Source organism: Listeria monocytogenes (assembly GCF_041765605.1).
GTDB lineage: Bacteria > Bacillota > Bacilli > Lactobacillales > Listeriaceae > Listeria > Listeria monocytogenes_D.
Genome location: NZ_CP168900.1, coordinates 414,016 through 430,066 on the forward strand (window position 1 = coordinate 414,016; position 16,051 = coordinate 430,066).

The 16,051-nt window shown below is 40.4% G+C and carries 18 protein-coding genes; 15 read left to right on the forward strand and 3 right to left on the reverse strand.

All coding sequences use genetic code 11. The features are described from left to right. The first annotated feature begins 40 nt into the window (after positions 1–40). The 4 genes from AB2Q86_RS02040 (at position 41) to AB2Q86_RS02055 (ending at position 3,411) form a co-directional block, all read left to right on the forward strand. A complete protein-coding gene (locus tag AB2Q86_RS02040) occupies positions 41–1,483 on the forward strand; it encodes a glycoside hydrolase family 1 protein (protein WP_012581989.1) in 1,443 nt (480 codons plus the stop codon). Continuing rightward, the gene (locus AB2Q86_RS02045) at positions 1,476–2,810 is read left to right on the forward strand and encodes a PTS sugar transporter subunit IIC (RefSeq protein ID WP_003729072.1); all 1,335 of its coding nucleotides are present in this window, start codon (positions 1,476–1,478) and stop codon (positions 2,808–2,810) included. Before AB2Q86_RS02040 ends, AB2Q86_RS02045 begins: the two co-directional genes overlap by 8 nt. A gap of 17 nt (positions 2,811–2,827) precedes the next feature. Then, positions 2,828–3,130 (forward strand): PTS sugar transporter subunit IIB, encoded by a 303-nt coding sequence (locus AB2Q86_RS02050; RefSeq protein WP_003723086.1) that lies wholly within the window; start codon positions 2,828–2,830, stop codon positions 3,128–3,130. Positions 3,131–3,216: 86 nt separating this feature from the next. Then, positions 3,217–3,411: a hypothetical protein gene (locus tag AB2Q86_RS02055; RefSeq protein ID WP_003724301.1), complete on the forward strand. Its 195-nt coding sequence runs from the start codon at positions 3,217–3,219 to the stop codon at positions 3,409–3,411. A 38-nt stretch (positions 3,412–3,449) separates the two neighbouring features. On the opposite strand, the gene AB2Q86_RS02060 is transcribed toward AB2Q86_RS02055, so the two are convergent. Next, positions 3,450–4,370: a YafY family protein gene (locus AB2Q86_RS02060; RefSeq protein WP_003723088.1), complete on the reverse strand. Its 921-nt coding sequence runs from the start codon at positions 4,368–4,370 to the stop codon at positions 3,450–3,452. Positions 4,371–4,472: 102 nt separating this feature from the next. Here AB2Q86_RS02060 and AB2Q86_RS02065 point away from each other — a divergent pair, with 102 nt between their 5' ends. From AB2Q86_RS02065 to AB2Q86_RS02085, 5 genes are all read left to right on the forward strand, one after another. Next, positions 4,473–4,892, forward strand: a complete 420-nt coding sequence (locus AB2Q86_RS02065; RefSeq protein ID WP_012581987.1) for an effector binding domain-containing protein — start codon at positions 4,473–4,475, stop codon at positions 4,890–4,892. 193 nt (positions 4,893–5,085) lie between these two features. Continuing rightward, the gene (locus tag AB2Q86_RS02070) at positions 5,086–5,370 is read left to right on the forward strand and encodes a DUF3130 domain-containing protein (protein WP_003721379.1); all 285 of its coding nucleotides are present in this window, start codon (positions 5,086–5,088) and stop codon (positions 5,368–5,370) included. Continuing rightward, positions 5,371–5,739 (forward strand): hypothetical protein, encoded by a 369-nt coding sequence (locus AB2Q86_RS02075; protein WP_012581985.1) that lies wholly within the window; start codon positions 5,371–5,373, stop codon positions 5,737–5,739. After that, positions 5,736–7,244, forward strand: a complete 1,509-nt coding sequence (locus tag AB2Q86_RS02080; RefSeq protein ID WP_012581984.1) for a T7SS effector LXG polymorphic toxin — start codon at positions 5,736–5,738, stop codon at positions 7,242–7,244. The genes AB2Q86_RS02075 and AB2Q86_RS02080 overlap by 4 nt, the downstream gene beginning before the upstream one ends. A gap of 18 nt (positions 7,245–7,262) precedes the next feature. After that, complete coding sequence (locus tag AB2Q86_RS02085; RefSeq protein ID WP_003723093.1) at positions 7,263–7,649, forward strand: hypothetical protein; 387 nt, start codon at positions 7,263–7,265, stop codon at positions 7,647–7,649. 72 nt (positions 7,650–7,721) lie between these two features. Here the strand turns inward: AB2Q86_RS02085 and AB2Q86_RS02090 are convergent, their stop codons facing one another. Next, positions 7,722–8,483: a DeoR/GlpR family DNA-binding transcription regulator gene (locus tag AB2Q86_RS02090; protein ID WP_012581983.1), complete on the reverse strand. Its 762-nt coding sequence runs from the start codon at positions 8,481–8,483 to the stop codon at positions 7,722–7,724. A 194-nt stretch (positions 8,484–8,677) separates the two neighbouring features. On the opposite strand from AB2Q86_RS02090, the gene iolA reads away from it, so the two are divergent. The 6 genes from iolA to AB2Q86_RS02120 all read left to right on the forward strand — a co-directional run bounded on the left by iolA (position 8,678) and on the right by AB2Q86_RS02120 (position 14,866). Beyond that, positions 8,678–10,144 (forward strand): methylmalonate-semialdehyde dehydrogenase, encoded by a 1,467-nt coding sequence (gene iolA, locus AB2Q86_RS02095; protein WP_012581982.1) that lies wholly within the window; start codon positions 8,678–8,680, stop codon positions 10,142–10,144. Positions 10,145–10,156: 12 nt separating this feature from the next. Beyond that, complete coding sequence (iolB, locus tag AB2Q86_RS02100; protein WP_012581981.1) at positions 10,157–10,978, forward strand: 5-deoxy-glucuronate isomerase; 822 nt, start codon at positions 10,157–10,159, stop codon at positions 10,976–10,978. Between the two features lie 16 nt (positions 10,979–10,994). Further along, positions 10,995–11,972, forward strand: a complete 978-nt coding sequence (gene iolC, locus AB2Q86_RS02105; protein ID WP_012581980.1) for a 5-dehydro-2-deoxygluconokinase — start codon at positions 10,995–10,997, stop codon at positions 11,970–11,972. 12 nt (positions 11,973–11,984) lie between these two features. Continuing rightward, positions 11,985–13,901 carry a 3D-(3,5/4)-trihydroxycyclohexane-1,2-dione acylhydrolase (decyclizing) gene (gene iolD, locus AB2Q86_RS02110; protein WP_077904935.1) on the forward strand — a complete coding sequence of 639 codons (1,917 nt, stop codon included), beginning with the start codon at positions 11,985–11,987 and terminating at the stop codon, positions 13,899–13,901. A 131-nt stretch (positions 13,902–14,032) separates the two neighbouring features. Next, positions 14,033–14,404 carry an iron chaperone gene (locus AB2Q86_RS02115; protein WP_012581978.1) on the forward strand — a complete coding sequence of 124 codons (372 nt, stop codon included), beginning with the start codon at positions 14,033–14,035 and terminating at the stop codon, positions 14,402–14,404. Positions 14,405–14,497: 93 nt separating this feature from the next. Beyond that, positions 14,498–14,866: a hypothetical protein gene (locus tag AB2Q86_RS02120; RefSeq protein WP_003729058.1), complete on the forward strand. Its 369-nt coding sequence runs from the start codon at positions 14,498–14,500 to the stop codon at positions 14,864–14,866. Positions 14,867–14,889: 23 nt separating this feature from the next. Here the strand turns inward: AB2Q86_RS02120 and AB2Q86_RS02125 are convergent, their stop codons facing one another. Beyond that, positions 14,890–16,005, reverse strand: coding sequence for a low temperature requirement protein A (locus AB2Q86_RS02125; RefSeq protein ID WP_012581977.1), 1,116 nt, complete (start codon positions 16,003–16,005; stop codon positions 14,890–14,892). Positions 16,006–16,051: the final 46 nt, after the last annotated feature.

Here is a 16,051-nt window from a genome sequence, read left to right on the forward strand (position 1 = left end):
GTATGCTATATTTATTTTGACAAAAGGGAGGCCATAAAAAATGAAAGAATTATTAACGTTTCCAAAAGATTTTTGGTGGGGCTCTGCGTGGTCTGCGGAACAAGCAGAAGGTCGCGGCGACACTGGTAAGGCAAAAACTGTTTGGGAGCATTGGTTTGAAACAGAACCGAATCGCTTTTACGAAGGTGTAGGTTCAGAAATTACAACAGATCATTTTAATCGGTATAAAGAAGACGTTCAGTGGATGAAGAAAACAGGACAAAATTCGTTCCGGATTTCGATTTCGTGGGCGCGAATGTTTCCGAATGATGGTGTTGGCGAAGTGAACCCGAAAGCTATTGCGTTTTATCGCGATTTACTTACTGAAATGAATGAAAACGGTATCAAACCATTCGCGAACTTATATCATTTCGATATGCCCGTTGCACTTCAAGATGCTGGTGGCTGGGAATCAAGAGAAGTTGTAGATGCCTATGTTCATTTTGCAGATACTTGTTTTAAAGAATTCGGCGATTTAGTTTATCACTGGTTTACATTTAACGAACCACTTGGACCGATTCTTGGCGGCTATTTAGAAGATTTCCATTATCCGAATCAAATCGACTTCAAACGAGGCGCACAAGCTGGTTTTAATACGATTTTGGCGCATGCGTTAGCCATTAAAGCATTTAAAAAATTAAACTTGTCATCAAAAATCGGCGTTATTTTAAACCTTAGCCCGACTTATCCACGTAGCCAAAACGAATACGATTTAGAAGCTGCAGAAATTTGTGATGCTTTTTACACGAGAAGTTTCTTGGATCCGATGGTTAAAGGAACTTTCCCAGAAAAATTAGTTGAAATTATGCGCGAATACGATCAAATGCCGGAATATACGGAAGAAGATTTGACGATTATTAAAGAAAATACGGCGCAAATTCTTGGCCTAAATTACTATGAACCAAGACGCGTCAAAGCCCGTTTAACAGCAATTAATGAAAAAAGTCCGTTTTTACCAGATTGGTTTTTTGAACCGCATAATATGCCAGGTAAACGAATGAATATTTATCGCGGTTGGGAAATTTATGAACGTGGGATTTACGATTTATGTATTGATATTCGTGATAATTACGGCAATATCGAATCATTTATTTCTGAAAATGGTATGGGTGTGGCAAATGAAGAGCGTTTCTTAAATGAAGAAGGACAAATTCAAGATGATTACCGGATTCAATTCGTCAAAGATCATTTGGCGTATGTACATCAAGCGATTGCAGAAGGTTGCGATATTAAAGGGTATCACCTGTGGACTTTCATTGATTGTTGGTCGTGGATTAACGCATATAAAAACCGTTACGGACTCGTTTCACTTGATGTCGAAACTGGCAAACGTACAATGAAGAAAAGTGGCGAATTTTATAAAAAAATGAGTGACATGAACGGTTTTGAATATGAAACAAGCAAACTAGTTGGGACGAAAAGGGAGGAAACAACTAATGGCTGAAACGAAAAAGAAATCGATTGTTAATGGATTTATTAATGTAGCACAACGTCTTGGTGGTCAGATTCATTTGCGTTCATTGCGTGATGCTTTTGCGAGTATTATGCCGTTCATGATTTTAGCAGGTTTTGTCACGCTGATTAACTATGTTATTTTAGAACCGACTGGCTTTATGGGCAAAATTGTTAACCCAGATACACTTAAAACATGGCAAGAGATTGGTATTTCAATCGGAAATGGTACGCTGAGTGTTATTACGCTTTTAGTCACTGTGGCAATTTCGTATCATTTATGTTTGAACCGCGGCTATAAAAACGTCATTGCTCCAATTCTTGTCGCTTTATCTTCTTTTATTGTTGTAACACCGATTGCGATGACGTTCCTTCCAGAAGGCGCATCAAAATCAATCGAAGTACCGAACGTTATCCCAGTTAGTTATACTGGCGCGTCAGGCATGTTCGTCGGTATTATCGTTGGTTTAATTGCAACCGATTTATTCATTAAATTATCGAAAAACAAACGCATGCAAATCAATTTAACAGGAAATATTCCACCGGCAGTTATTAAATCATTTAACGTGTTAATTCCGATTATGATTACGGTTATTATTTTCTCAGTTATGTCATTTGCCGTTAATCAAATTTTCAACATGGACTTTAATACACTTGTGACAACGATTATCACGAAGCCGCTTAGCTATGTGACGACAAGTCTTCCAGGGTTCTTGCTGATTACTTCTATCGCTAACTTATTCTTCGGTTTGGGTATTCACCAAGCAGTTATTTCTGGTCCGTTACTGGATCCATTTTTACTTCAAAATATGCAAGAAAACATGGTTGCCTACGCGAATCATCAAGAAATTCCGCATATTATTAACATGGCTTTCAAAGACACGTTTGCGGTTATGGGTGGCTCAGGAAACACGATTGGCTTATTAATTGCCATTTTCATCTTTGGGAAACGAAAAGATTACAAAGATATCTCGAAACTATCTGCGGCACCATCACTATTTAACATCAGTGAGCCAATCATCTTTGGTCTACCGATTGTGTTCAACCCGTTACTTATTATCCCGTTCGTATTAGCGCCGATTTTCTCCTTAACAACAGCGTATTTTGCGACAGCAGCAGGTTGGATTAATCATGTAGTTGTACAAACACCGTGGACGACACCGCCGATTATTTCTGGTTTCCTAGCAACTGGTGGGGACTGGCGCGCGTCCGTTTTACAAGTAATTATCATTGTTGTGACGGTCTTTATCTATCTGCCGTTCCTACGTATGGATGAAAAAGTTGCTTTTGCTACAGCTCAAAAAACAGAAGCAAAATAAGGAAGGAAGTTTAACCAATGAAAAACATTTTATTAGTATGTAATGCTGGTATGTCCACAAGTTTCTTAGTAGAAAAAATGAAAGCAGCAGGCGCGGAACAAGGCGTTGAAGCAAATATCTGGGCTGTATCCGACGCTGAACTACACGAAAACTGGGAAAAAGCAGATGTCATTTTGCTTGGACCACAAGTTGGTTATTTAAAAGGCAACACAGAAAAAGTAGTTGGCGGAAAAATTCCTGTCGAAGTAATTAATATGCTAGACTACGGCCGTGTCAATGGAGCGGCGGTACTTGAAAGAGCAATCGAATTAATCGGTTAAAAAAGTAAGGGAGTGTGGCTTATAGTCGCACTCCTTTTTTATCGGGGAAGAAAGTGTTATAATGTGTGAAAAGGAGCGGAATTATTATGAAATATGTAAAATCACAAATGAAAGAGCTTGTAAAAGATAGCGTAGACTTGCAAGAACGCCTTCAAAAGCTAATGAAAGAAATGGACTTAGAAAAAACTTTCGCTTTAAAAGCACTTTATCATTCAGAAGTAGCTGATGGTGGACCGTACCAAACAGCTTATCAAGATTTGGATTATAAATATAAAGATTAACATCAAATGGCTCTGCTAAACAATTAGCAGAGCCATTTTTAGATATATTTTCCTTGGATTTCCTTTAAGTAGTCAACAAAATTATCGTAAAAGTCATCACGGTTTTGAATGGTTACATGCGTTCCAAGTTGGAGCAAAAAGCGGTACCCAGCCTCGTGGTCAGGAAGCGTCACTTTTGCCAAAAAGTGTGCGTCATCTTGCTGCGAGATTTCGACTAGATCAAAGCGCTCGATGATTTGCTCGCGGGCAATTTTATCGACAATTAAGCTGACTTCATGCATCAAAAACATCGGTCTGTCGGGTGGGGCGCCAAACGGTTTTACACTAAAAGGGCGAGCTTCAAACGTTTCTTCTAGCGTTTTTAGTTCAACAATCCGCGACATTTTAAATGTTCGAAAATCACTGCGTTCCAAACTGTAACCTTGCAAATACCAAGAACGATTCCTAAACAGGAGGTGATAAGGCTCAGTTTTACGAATGGTTTGGTTGCCCGTTCGATCAATATAGCTGAGTTCCACGAGTTGATGTTTTTTAATCGCTAAATATAAACTTTCGACTTTAGCGTTTAATTCGTTTTTCATGGACAAATTGGAGAAATCGAGCGAAATGGAACTTTTAGGCGGTTCGCTTGAATGGTCGAGCATGTTTTTCATTTTTTGGAGGGTTTTCTTGGTTTCGGCGGAAGAAAGCAACTGTTCCATCCCGTCCAAACTAGCAATAATTGCGGTTAAATCATCTACTGTGAGAAGCTTTTTATCGACTTTGTAGGTAGGCATAATACCAATGCCACCCTTTGTTCCGGCAATCGTGTAAATCGGGATATTCGCCATCGCGAGTGTGTCAATATCGCGGAAAATAGTACGTTTGGAAACCTCAAACATTGTAGCCATTTCAGAAGCACTGACTAGCTCGCGTTGGAGAAGCAGCATAATGATTCCGATGAGTCGCTCGATTTTCATTTTTTTCTCCTTTGTTTTTGGAATGATGACAGACATTTGTCATCATTCACGTGTTATAGTTACATCATATCAAAGTTAAGTAACTTTTTGGAGGGAAATATTATGGCATTTGAAATTGTTGAATTAAAAAAAGAAACATTTACTGGAAATAAAGTAGAAATCCCTGAATTTGATCCACAAAAAGGCTTTGGCCCAATGAGCGAAATTAAAGAATCAGCCTACACAAAATTTGCAAAAAACGAAAAAGACTACGTTGGCATTAACGCAAGTCTTGACGGCCTACAATATTACATCGTAGCTAGTGCAAAAGGTGAAAACGGCGACACTACTTTCGACATTCCAGAAGGCAAATACGCAAAATTCGTAACAAGCGAAACAGACCGTCCAGCTCTAGACGGCTTCATCGGCGCAGCATACGGCGAAGTGAGCCAAAGCGATACGGTTGGTATTGCGGGATCGTTTAATTTGGAGGATCTTAGAGAAGCGGAGTTTACGCTTTATATTCCGGTTGTTAGTAAGTAAATAAATTGAGAGACCCCTTTCGGTGGAGAGGGGTCTTTTTTTGCATACAATAAAAAAGGTATAAAAACATACTAATTAGTTCTTTATCTGGCTACGCTTATACACAGAGGTTCACAAAACGCTCACAAAATGGAATCGTTGCTGGTGCTATAATGGAAGGGTAGAAAACTAGACATAGAGAGGAACCACCAAGATGAGAGAGATAAAAGTCAACGAAGCAACGTTCCAAAAACATGCCTCGAAGCTAGACAGCAAAAGCGCGGGAAGCTATTTGCCGTTAAAAGGTGGAAATATGGCATACTCACGAGCGAATTCTATCAATCAGTTACGGTCTGCATTAATTGATTTGGTCGATGTGGTAGAAGATTTCCAAGCCGTGACAAAGCAAGATGCGGGTAGATTAAAGAAAATGGGCATGGCCTATGCGAAACAAGATCAAGCGATGGGACAGAAAATAAATCAGCTGGAGGTGCGATAGATGGACAGCACGCACAGCCGGTTAGAACTGCAACTACAACAAGTGAAAAAAGCGCAGGATGTTTTACAAGATAATCTGGGGCAGACTAAGCGCAAACAAGTGGAACAAGAATGGTTAGAAGAAGATAGTCACCAATTAGAAATGGAGAAACAAGGATTGCTGGACTTCTTGCGAGGCGGTTGGCAAGGGGAGGAAGCGAATGGTTTCCACCGCTATCTGGAAGAACAACAACACGAAGAAGCGATGGCATGGCGAAAAGATTTGTCGGAAAAACGTGTTCATTTGGAAGAAGAAGCGCGGACTACTAGAGCAGAAATGCACGATATAGAGACCAAACAAGCCTCCTTGCGAAAGGAGTGGAACCAATGAGTCGAATCGACATTGCAGAACTCAATGACTTTCTTCAAGGATTACGAAGCAGTAATGCTGAAGCGAAGAAAATGATACGCGGAATTCAACAAGCAGCAAGCAAGTATGCGCAAGATAAAAGTTTAAAAGGGCAAGCAGTATCAGCTTCCCAAAGCTATTTTGCTTCCAGTTATCCCTCTATTGCACAAAGTGTTTTAGAAGCTCTAGAAGAAAGTGAAGAACGTCTAGCACAATACATACGCGAGTTTGGTAGCCAAGTGGACAGCTCGCCTTCCGCACGAATTGATGCGGAAATCCTTCAAGAAGCGATGGCGAAAGTGGCGAGTTTGAAGCGAAAAGAAGAAGATTTACATCGCCAACTCACTGCACCGAATACGAAACCGGATATGCAACAAGTCTACGTAGTCCAAGCAAGAAGTGCGCACACGCAATTACTGCAAGCTATCGAAAAAGAAGATATACTAGAGAGGTACATCGCCTTTGAACAAAGTCATGCCCAGTTTTTTAGTGCGTTAACCGAACTCATTCACTCCACAGGACGAGCGGTGCAAGAGTTGAAACAAAATGTGACTTTCCATGAGAAAACAGGCACCTATGCTGTACCTAAAAGCGTTCATGCATCGATTAGTTTGATGAGAAAAGCGATGGATAAAGCACGTAAAGAAAACGCCAAAGATCCCTTCCCAGAAGCATTCGAAGACTATCAGTTATTCGCCTATACTTATGTGAATGATAAAGGCGAAACCGTCACGATGTGGCTATTGGAACGGAATGGCAAACGCGCCAGTAATAAAGAACTCCAAGCTTTTCTAGAGGAGAACGGAGCCGAGTTAGACCCTATTCTGTACACAAATCTTTCCGGTGAAGAGCTCGAACGCAAAGTAAATGACGCATGGAAAGACGGCGTCAACTACTTAAATGGTCAAAAAGTAACTGGGCTTTCCGGAGCGACACTGAGGTCCTCTGCTTATGTAGCCAGCGTGAAGGATGCGATGGATGATGCCGGTTTGACCGAAATGGCATTAGGATTAGGCTTTGGTATTGCAGCGGCGAGGAATAAAGCAGTCATCCCGAAAAAACAAGATGACTTAAAAGTAAGCAATTTTAATAGAGACCAAATCCTGAAAAATATTGAAGCAAGTAAAAAAGCAAGAGAAGCTTCTAATTTTAGTGAGTATTTAAAGAGAGAGAAAGAGCTTTTAAAACAAATTAAAAAAGCTAATGGAGCTAAGGTTAATGAATTAAAACCTAATGAAATTAATAATATGTCACTAAATGATTTGCGTAATAGTATTCCAGAAGGATGGAAATTCTTTGAAAATAATGGTCGAGTCCACATAAAAGATACAAGCGGGCAGATGAGAATACGCATTGATCCACCTGATAAAATAACGAAATACCAACACATGCATATTTATGATGATTTGGGAAATCCATTAGATAAATTAGGAAATATAGTTGATAGAACTAGTCTTGATGGGCATCTGCCATGGAATGATAAATAAAAAATAGGAGTGATTTTTATGATTAATGAACTTCAAAAGAAAATTGATGAAATAAATTACTGGGATTTACTAGTATTAGACATTCAAAGTAAATATTTTGGTGATGAAGTATATATTTATATAGAAAAAGATGAGGAGATTTGTTGGAAGCTATCATTTACTTCCTGCTATAAAGTTTCCTATGAGACCGATGCAAAATGGCGTGGAGATTTCAAAGTTAGAAATACAGGGCCGAAATCAGGCTATTATGCTCAAGACATTTCGTTAAATAGATATGCGGAAAATGAAGACTTTATTGAATGTTCTTTTGATGCATCAATTATGACAATGAATATTATTTGTAAGGAAATCATTGTAGAGGAAGTAAGTGTCATAGAAAATTCGTTTTTTTGGAAAAATTATTAAAATAAAGTTCAGAGTTTGTGAATATAAAAAGAAGCCCCATTCCATCAAATGGGGCTTCTTTCATCACACAAACTAAACCAACCTCACCAAAACCCCAACATCCTCACAATACCCCAAATACCCACCAGCCATGTCCTTCGAGGTAACCAACCAATCAAATTCCGCCAACTCTCCGTACGTAAGCAAAGCCGACTTATCCACCTTCGTATGATCCACCAACAAAAATTTCTCCGTAGCTTTTTCCATCATATGGCGCTTAATCTCATACTCCAAAATATCCGAATTCATTACTCCGTGCGTAGTCGAAAGCGCAGTTGCGGCCATAAAAGCTTTCGTAATATTATATTTCTCAAAAAATCCCCAGTTCTCCACGCCAATAAATGATTTAGTACTCGTTTTAAAAGTCGAGCCAATAACAATCAATTTCACATTATCCATTTCACTCGCAAAATTAATCACATCTAGGCTGTTCGTAATAATAGTAATCTCCTTATCCGTTGGCAGAGCAGCAGCGAGACAGCTAGTCGTTGTGCCAGAATCAATAAAAATCAAATCATTCTCTTCAATAAAATCAGCCGCCGCTTTTCCGATAAGCTGTTTTTCTGTGTGATTTTCTGTATCACGATTTTCGAATGGTCGAATTTCTTCGGGATTATTATAAACAGAAACGACGCCACCATAGACTTTTTGGATGGTGTTTTTTTGGAGAAGTTTGGCAATGTCTCGGCGAACGGTATTTTTGGAAACGTTGAATTGTTCGCATAAATCATCGAGGCTAATACTGCCTTTTTCGTGAATTAAATTCTCAATCGCTTGAATGCGTTGTACTTTCATTTTAAATTCATCCTTTGGCAAAATTATTTTAATTACACTATTTATAACACATGCTCAAAAGGTAATCAACTATGATTTTTTATGGTGAAGTTAGTGACAAAAATTAAATTGACTCTCTAATTTTATTGGCTTAAGATGGGGTTATAATCGATTGATGGTTAACTTATGAGTAATTTTAAGTGGAGGGATTATTTATGGCAGATGTACGGAAATTAAAGAATTATATTGACGGCGAATGGGTCGAGAGTAAGACAGATAAATATGAAGATGTCATCAATCCGGCGACGGGGGAAGTGCTGTGCCAAGTGCCGATATCGACACGCGCGGAATTAGATCAGGCGGCTGTCATTGCTGAACAAGCTTTTGAAAAATGGAGCCAAGTTGCTGTGCCAAGACGTGCACGGGTTCTATTTAGTTTCCAACAGTTACTCATTCAACATAAAGAAGAACTAGCAAGACTGATTACGCTCGAAAATGGTAAAAATTTATCCGAAGCACGCGGTGAAGTCCAACGTGGTATTGAAAATGTTGAGTTCGCGGCTGGAGCACCAACGTTGATGATGGGTGATTCGCTGGCTTCGATTGCAACCGATGTGGAAGCGGCTAATTATCGCTACCCGGTCGGAGTTGTTGGTGGAATCGCGCCATTTAACTTCCCGATGATGGTACCATGTTGGATGTTCCCAATGGCCATTGCGCTTGGTAACTCGTTTATTTTAAAACCATCCGAGAGAACGCCACTTTTAATGGAGAAATTGGTGGAATTATTTTCTGAAGCGGGTCTTCCAAAAGGTGTATTCAATGTAGTGTACGGTGCGCATGATGTGGTTAATGGTATTTTAGAAAACGAAATAATTAAAGCGGTTTCTTTTGTTGGTTCTAAGCCAGTTGGGGAATATGTCTACAAAACTGGGAGTGCGAATTTGAAACGTGTGCAAGCTTTGACGGGTGCGAAAAACCATACAATTGTGCTTAATGATGCGGATTTAGAAGATACCGTGACGAATGTTATTTCAGCGGCATTCGGATCGGCGGGTGAACGTTGTATGGCTTGTGCGGTCGTCACAGTTGAAGAAGACATCGCGGACGAGTTTCTAGAGGCACTTCGGACAGCGGCGAAGAATGTGAAAATCGGAAACGGGTTAGACGATGGCGTTTTCCTCGGTCCAGTAATTCGCGAAGAAAACCAAAAACGCACGATTGCTTATATTGAAAAAGGCGTGGAAGAAGGCGCGAAATTAACAGTAGATGGTCGGGAAACTGGACTTTCAGAAGGGCACTTTGTTGGACCAACAATTTTGGAAGATGTTACGACGGATATGACGATTTGGAAAGACGAGATTTTCGCACCAGTTTTATCCGTGATTCGTGTGAAAAATCTCCAAGAAGCAGTACGGGTTGCGAATCTATCTGAATTTGCGAATGGCGCTTGTATTTTCACAAATAATGCCAAAGCAATTCGATACTTTAGAGAAAAAATTGATGCTGGAATGCTTGGTGTGAATTTGGGCGTACCTGCTCCGATGGCGTTTTTCCCGTTTTCTGGTTGGAAATCGTCCTTTTATGGAACGCTTCATGCTAACGGCAAAGACAGCGTGGATTTTTACACGCATAAGAAAGTTGTCACTGCGAGATATTCATTAAAAGGTTACGAAGAATAGGAGGGCGCAAAAATGGGCAAACTGTTACGAAAACCGTTAAATGAAAGAATAGCGCCTGGCGTTACACTTGTGCAGGATATTAACCAAGCTAATTCTCCGCTAAGTTATGTTGGTTTTCGCTTAATTGAAATGGAAAAAGGTGCTATTTATCAGGAGGAGCTTACTGAGTTAGAGTGTTGTATTGTTGCGCTTACTGGGAAAATTACAGTGAGTGAGGGTAACGATATTTTTCCAGAAATTGGGACAAGAGCGAATGTCTTTGAAAAAATTCCGACAGATAGCGTGTTTATTTCTGGCGGACGGGCGTTTCAAGTGAAGGCGGACACAGAAAAAGCTCGTGTAGCGCTTTGCTACTCTCCGGCGAATCAGGATTTACCAACGACACTTATTAAAGCTAGTGATAATTCGATTGAGCAGCGCGGAAAATATCAAAATAAACGACTGGTACATAACATTTTGCCAGATGTAAGTGAGGTTGCGAGCAGTTTGTTGGTTGTGGAAGTGTATACGAATGGCGGAAATTTTTCGAGTTATCCGCCGCATAAACATGACCGCGATAATCTGCCAGCAGAGTCGCTTTTGGAAGAAAGTTATTATCATGAAATCAATCCGGAGCAAGGTTTTATTTTTCAACGTGTCTATACGGATGAACGGACGCTTGATGAAACGATGGCTGTGGAGCACCAAAATGCGGTTATTGTTCCAGAAGGCTATCACCCAGTTGGCGTGCCAGATGGATATGATTCTTACTATTTAAACGTAATGGCTGGGCCGAATCGGGTTTGGAAATTTCACAACGATCCGGACCATGAATGGATTTTAGAGCGAGACTAAGAGGAGGATTTGGAGCATGAATCTAAACAAACATAGCGAACGAAAATTTGATTTAATCACAGTAGGACGCGCGTGCATTGATTTGAACGCAGTCGAATACAATCGTCCAATGGAAGAAACGATGACTTTTTCTAAATATGTGGGTGGTTCCCCGGCGAATATTGCGATAGGAACCGCAAAACTAGGCTTAAAAGTCGGCTTTATCGGCAAAATTTCTGCTGATCAACATGGTCGTTTTATTGAGAAATATATGCGTGATTTGAGTATTAATACAGACGGAATGGTGAAAGATACGGAAGGCCGCAAAGTTGGCTTGGCGTTTACGGAAATTAAAAGCCCAGATGAATGCAGTATTTTGATGTATCGCGAAAATGTAGCGGATTTGTATTTAACGCCAGAAGAAATTTCGGAAGATTATATAAAAGAGGCTCGCGTGCTGCTCATTTCTGGAACAGCTTTAGCGCAAAGTCCATCGCGGGAAGCTGTTTTAAAAGCAGTTAGTTTAGCTCGAAAAAATGATGTAGCCATTGCTTTTGAATTAGATTATCGCCCTTATACATGGACAAACACTGAAGAAACAGCGGTTTATTATTCACTTGTCGCGGAACAGGCGGATGTGATTATTGGTACGCGCGACGAATTTGATATGATGGAAAATCAAGTCGGTGGCAAAAATGAAGCAACAAAAGCGCATCTTTTCCAACATCAAGCAGAAATTGTTGTCATTAAGCATGGGGTGGAAGGCTCATTCGCATATACAAAAGCGGGAGAAACATTCCAAGCAAAAGCATATAAAACAAAAGTGCTCAAAACTTTCGGCGCGGGAGATTCCTACGCATCGGCCTTCTTATACGGTTTATTTAGCGGTGAAAGTATCGAAACAGCGCTTAAATACGGAAGTGCCGCGGCTTCGATTGTTGTTAGTAAGCATAGTTCCTCAGACGCGATGCCAACAGCTGATGAAATCAAAGCGCTCATTGCGCAAGCGGAATAGGAGGAGATTATGGTGACTGAAAAAACGATTCGACTAACAACCGCACAAGCTTTGGTAAAATTTTTAAATCAGCAATATATCGAAGTGGACGGCGAAATGGCACCGTTTGTGGATGGTATTTTCACGCTGTTTGGACATGGAAATGTGGTTGGTATCGGGCAAGCCTTGGAAGAAACTCCAGGTCATTTAAAAGTGTATCAAGGGAAAAATGAGCAGGGCATGGCGCACGCGGCAATCGCTTATGCAAAACAAAAAAATCGCCAGCGCATCTACGCGTGTTCCGCATCAGCAGGACCAGGTTCCGCGAACTTAATAACAGCAGCCGGCACTGCACTTGCGAATAATTTACCCGTGTTATTCTTGCCAGCCGATACATTCGCAACCAGACAGCCCGACCCAGTCTTACAACAATTAGAGCATGAGTCGAGCACGGCAATTACAACAAATGATGGCTTCCAAGCAGTCTCCAGATATTTTGACCGTGTGCAGCGACCAGAACAGCTCATGAGCGCCCTCATTCGAGCTTTCGAAGTAATGACCAACCCAGCGAGCGCCGGCCCAGCAACAATATGCATTGCGCAAGACACAGAAGGAGAGGCGTTCGATTATCCAGTCGAATTTTTCCAAAAACGAATTCACTATCTTAATCGGCAAATCCCGACAAAGCGTGAACTAACCGAAGCAGCGCGACTCATCCAAGCGAGTAAAACCCCAGTTATCATCGTCGGAGGTGGCGCCCGATATTCAAGAGCACGCGAAGAATTAATCGCCCTTTCCGAGCAAACCAACATTCCGCTCGTCGAAACACATGCCGGAAAATCAACTGTTGAGTCCGACTTCAAAAACAACCTAGGTGGCACGGGAATCCTCGGGACGCTTGCTGCCAATAAAGCTATCCGTGACGCCGATTTAGTCATCGGAATTGGCACGCGCTACACCGATTTTACAACCAGTTCCAAAACTGCATTCGATCCAACAACCAAATTTATCAATATCAATGTCAGCCGTATGCAAACATACAAATTAGATGCCTTCCAAGTTGTCGGTGACGCCAAAGCAACCCTAGCCGAACTCGCGCCACTTTTAAAAGGTTATCAGACTCAATTTGGAAACAAGATAGCCGCATACAAAACCGAGTGGCTAGAAGAAAGAGCACGGCTACAAAACACCAAATTCAGCCGAGAAGCATTTACGCCAGAAATCAAAGATCAATTCGACCAAGCGACCTTAAACGAATATGCAGACCGCTTGCAGACCGAATTCACGCAAACGGAAGCACTTATCACAATTAATGACAACGTGTCACCGGATAGCATCGTCGTTTGTTCGGCCGGTTCACTTCCCGGAGATTTGCAACGACTCTGGAACCCAGCCGTACCAGACACCTATCACTTAGAATATGGCTATTCCTGCATGGGCTACGAAATAAACGGTGCTCTCGGCGCGAAAATGGCAGCAGCAAAAAACCAAGAAGTATACGCCATCGTTGGCGACGGCAGCTTCTGCATGTCACACTCAGAACTACTAACATCCTTACAATATGGCAAAAAAATTAACATTATGCTCTTCGATAATTCCGGTTTTGGCTGCATTAATAACCTCCAAATGGCAAACGGCAGCGACAGTTTTTTCTGCGAATTCCGCGATAGCGATAACCAAATCATGCAAGTCGATTACGCCAAAATTGCAGAAGGATACGGAGCAAAAGTCTATAGAGCCAACACGAAAGAAGATTTAATCAGCGCACTGGAAGACGCAAAAACACAAACCAAAACTACTTTGATCGAAATGAAAGTACTACCAAAAACAATGTCAGAAGGCTATCTTAACTGGTGGAATGTGGGAGTTTCCGAAGTTTCAAACAAAGAAAGTATCAAGCAAGCATACGAAGAAAAACAAGCAAACCTGAAAAATGCCCGACTATATTAAGTAAAACAAAAACAAGTCCATCACAGGACTTGTTTTTGTTTTGCCACTTCAATAGCCACGCCTTGCATCGCACCAGTTTTTCTTTATAATAAAAAGTAACTGTAAGATTACTTTTTTTAGGAGGAAATAATATGGAAGTTTTTGCAGAATATTTAGCTGAAATTGAAAATCCGGATCACCGCGCGAGAACACAAGAAGTTTTAACGTGGGTGGCGGAAACTTTTCCAGACTTAAAGCCAGAAATTAAATGGAATACACCAATGTTTACAAATAATGGCACATTCATAATCGGCTTCTCTATTGCAAAACAGCATATGAGCGTTTCCCCAGAAGTGGCTGGAATTGAACGTTTCGAAGCAGACATTCAAGAAGCGGGCTATAGTCATACGAAAGGAATTTTCCGAATTACGTGGGCTAAACCAGTTGACTATGACCTATTAGCAAAAATTATCAAGTTTAATATTCAAGATAAAGCAAATTATACTAGTTTTTGGCGCGTTTAAGTGATTTTTAGTTACTTTGTCGCGTAGTAAATCCAGATTTTTTATGCCATAATTAATAAGCTAAAATGTATTTTTATAAAAGAGTGGTGTGAAATGCGTATTTTTTGTGGGATTATGTCAATCCAAGCAGGCTTTATTGGTGCTCTTGCTGAAATACTAAGCCCAGACAGTAAAAAAAATAACTTGTTCATGATACCGGAAGATCTTGCGGCATCATCAGGCTATTTAATGTCGCTTGCGATGATTTTAGCAGGAATTCTAATAATTTGTGCTTATCGAAATGATTTTCTAATATTCATGGCACTAATTTTATGGCTCTTTGGACTTATTTTTGGGCTTATTTTCACCCCGAGTTATTCGGGTTTTTATTTCCGCCCAGTTGTATGTTTAATAAGCTTTTTAATGGGCCTATTTATATTTACAGATTATACAAGGCACCAAGACACAGGCGAGGAAAGGTGAGCGAATTGCTCATCTTTTTTTATTTAAACTCGGGCTGGTCGAGACACTCTAAACTGCAAACTAAGATCCACCAGCGCACAAACCCAAATACTCACAAAACTAACAAATAGCGGCAAATCACTATACAAATTAACAAAAAACAGCCCTACCAAGAGCAACAATAACAACGCATCTTTCCAAAACGAAAATGTTACTTCGGCCTTTTTATGAGCAGCAAAAACAAATTGCTTCGAAACGAAAAACACGGCTACAGAACCAAACAACATCAATAACAAAACATTGCGTTCCAAATGCCCCTCGAACAACAAATGCACATTCGCCGCAAGTAACATCACTGAAATAATAATAAAGAAATGTCCATAAATTAAGTACTGGCCATGTGTTTCTTTATGGTGGTCGACAATTTTCTCAAAGCTATGGAAATACGATGCCCAAAGCGTACAAATAATTAAAAAGCCAAGCAACGTGTACCCAATCGTATAGGGATCAAGCGTGTGCCCAACTAAAATAGTTGTAATCGCAACAATACTTTCACCAAATGTGATGATAACAAATAAGCCAAAACGCTCTGCCAAATGCGGAAAATCAACCGGAACTTTCCTTAATGTTTTAGCTAAAAATAGCGGCAAAATGATATCCACAGCAATTCCAAGATACATCACTAAATAACGAGCAAATCCCTCAAAAAACACCGAAGTCGCAGTTGTCAAAACACCTAGCAGAAAAACACTGCCGAGAAGTAGCGCCACTTTCCGCGCATTTCCCGTTAATTGCCTACTGATAACAAAATACTGGATGACCGTAATGAACCGAATTCCCAAATACCCAATCAAAAAAGTATAATACGTATTCGAAAATGTTAAATCAAAACTCGCCGTCATTAAAATTAAGAAAAACATTTGCGGCAACATATAAAGTTCAGGTGATTTTATTTTTTCGCCAAAGCGATTGAAAAACATTGTTTGACCAACCCACGACCAAAACATCGGCGTGACCATCAATAAATACTCGCCAAAATAAACCGCTGTTTTATCCGGATGGTTATCGACGCTAAGTAATAGATGGGTCGTTGAAGCAACAGCAGTTACGAATATTAAATCAAAAAATAGTTCTAGCCAAGAAACTTTTCTTTCCGCCACAATCTCACCCCATTATTATTTCTTTTTTCAAGTATACCACGTGAAT

Bases quoted from the DNA above. Each gene is read 5' to 3' on its own strand.
- AB2Q86_RS02090 (WP_012581983.1), bottom strand. From the start codon at position 8,483: ATGAAAGTACAACGCATTCAAGCGATTGAGAATTTAATTCACGAAAAA.
- AB2Q86_RS02085 (WP_003723093.1), top strand. From the start codon at position 7,263: ATGATTAATGAACTTCAAAAGAAAATTGATGAAATAAATTACTGGGAT.
- iolB (WP_012581981.1), top strand. From the start codon at position 10,157: ATGGGCAAACTGTTACGAAAACCGTTAAATGAAAGAATAGCGCCTGGC.
- AB2Q86_RS02065 (WP_012581987.1), top strand. From the start codon at position 4,473: ATGGCATTTGAAATTGTTGAATTAAAAAAAGAAACATTTACTGGAAAT.
- AB2Q86_RS02075 (WP_012581985.1), top strand. From the start codon at position 5,371: ATGGACAGCACGCACAGCCGGTTAGAACTGCAACTACAACAAGTGAAA.
- iolC (WP_012581980.1), top strand. From the start codon at position 10,995: ATGAATCTAAACAAACATAGCGAACGAAAATTTGATTTAATCACAGTA.
- AB2Q86_RS02070 (WP_003721379.1), top strand. From the start codon at position 5,086: ATGAGAGAGATAAAAGTCAACGAAGCAACGTTCCAAAAACATGCCTCG.
- AB2Q86_RS02080 (WP_012581984.1), top strand. From the start codon at position 5,736: ATGAGTCGAATCGACATTGCAGAACTCAATGACTTTCTTCAAGGATTA.
- AB2Q86_RS02045 (WP_003729072.1), top strand. From the start codon at position 1,476: ATGGCTGAAACGAAAAAGAAATCGATTGTTAATGGATTTATTAATGTA.
- AB2Q86_RS02120 (WP_003729058.1), top strand. From the start codon at position 14,498: ATGCGTATTTTTTGTGGGATTATGTCAATCCAAGCAGGCTTTATTGGT.
- AB2Q86_RS02060 (WP_003723088.1), bottom strand. From the start codon at position 4,370: ATGAAAATCGAGCGACTCATCGGAATCATTATGCTGCTTCTCCAACGC.
- iolA (WP_012581982.1), top strand. From the start codon at position 8,678: ATGGCAGATGTACGGAAATTAAAGAATTATATTGACGGCGAATGGGTC.
- AB2Q86_RS02040 (WP_012581989.1), top strand. From the start codon at position 41: ATGAAAGAATTATTAACGTTTCCAAAAGATTTTTGGTGGGGCTCTGCG.
- AB2Q86_RS02050 (WP_003723086.1), top strand. From the start codon at position 2,828: ATGAAAAACATTTTATTAGTATGTAATGCTGGTATGTCCACAAGTTTC.
- AB2Q86_RS02055 (WP_003724301.1), top strand. From the start codon at position 3,217: ATGAAATATGTAAAATCACAAATGAAAGAGCTTGTAAAAGATAGCGTA.
- AB2Q86_RS02115 (WP_012581978.1), top strand. From the start codon at position 14,033: ATGGAAGTTTTTGCAGAATATTTAGCTGAAATTGAAAATCCGGATCAC.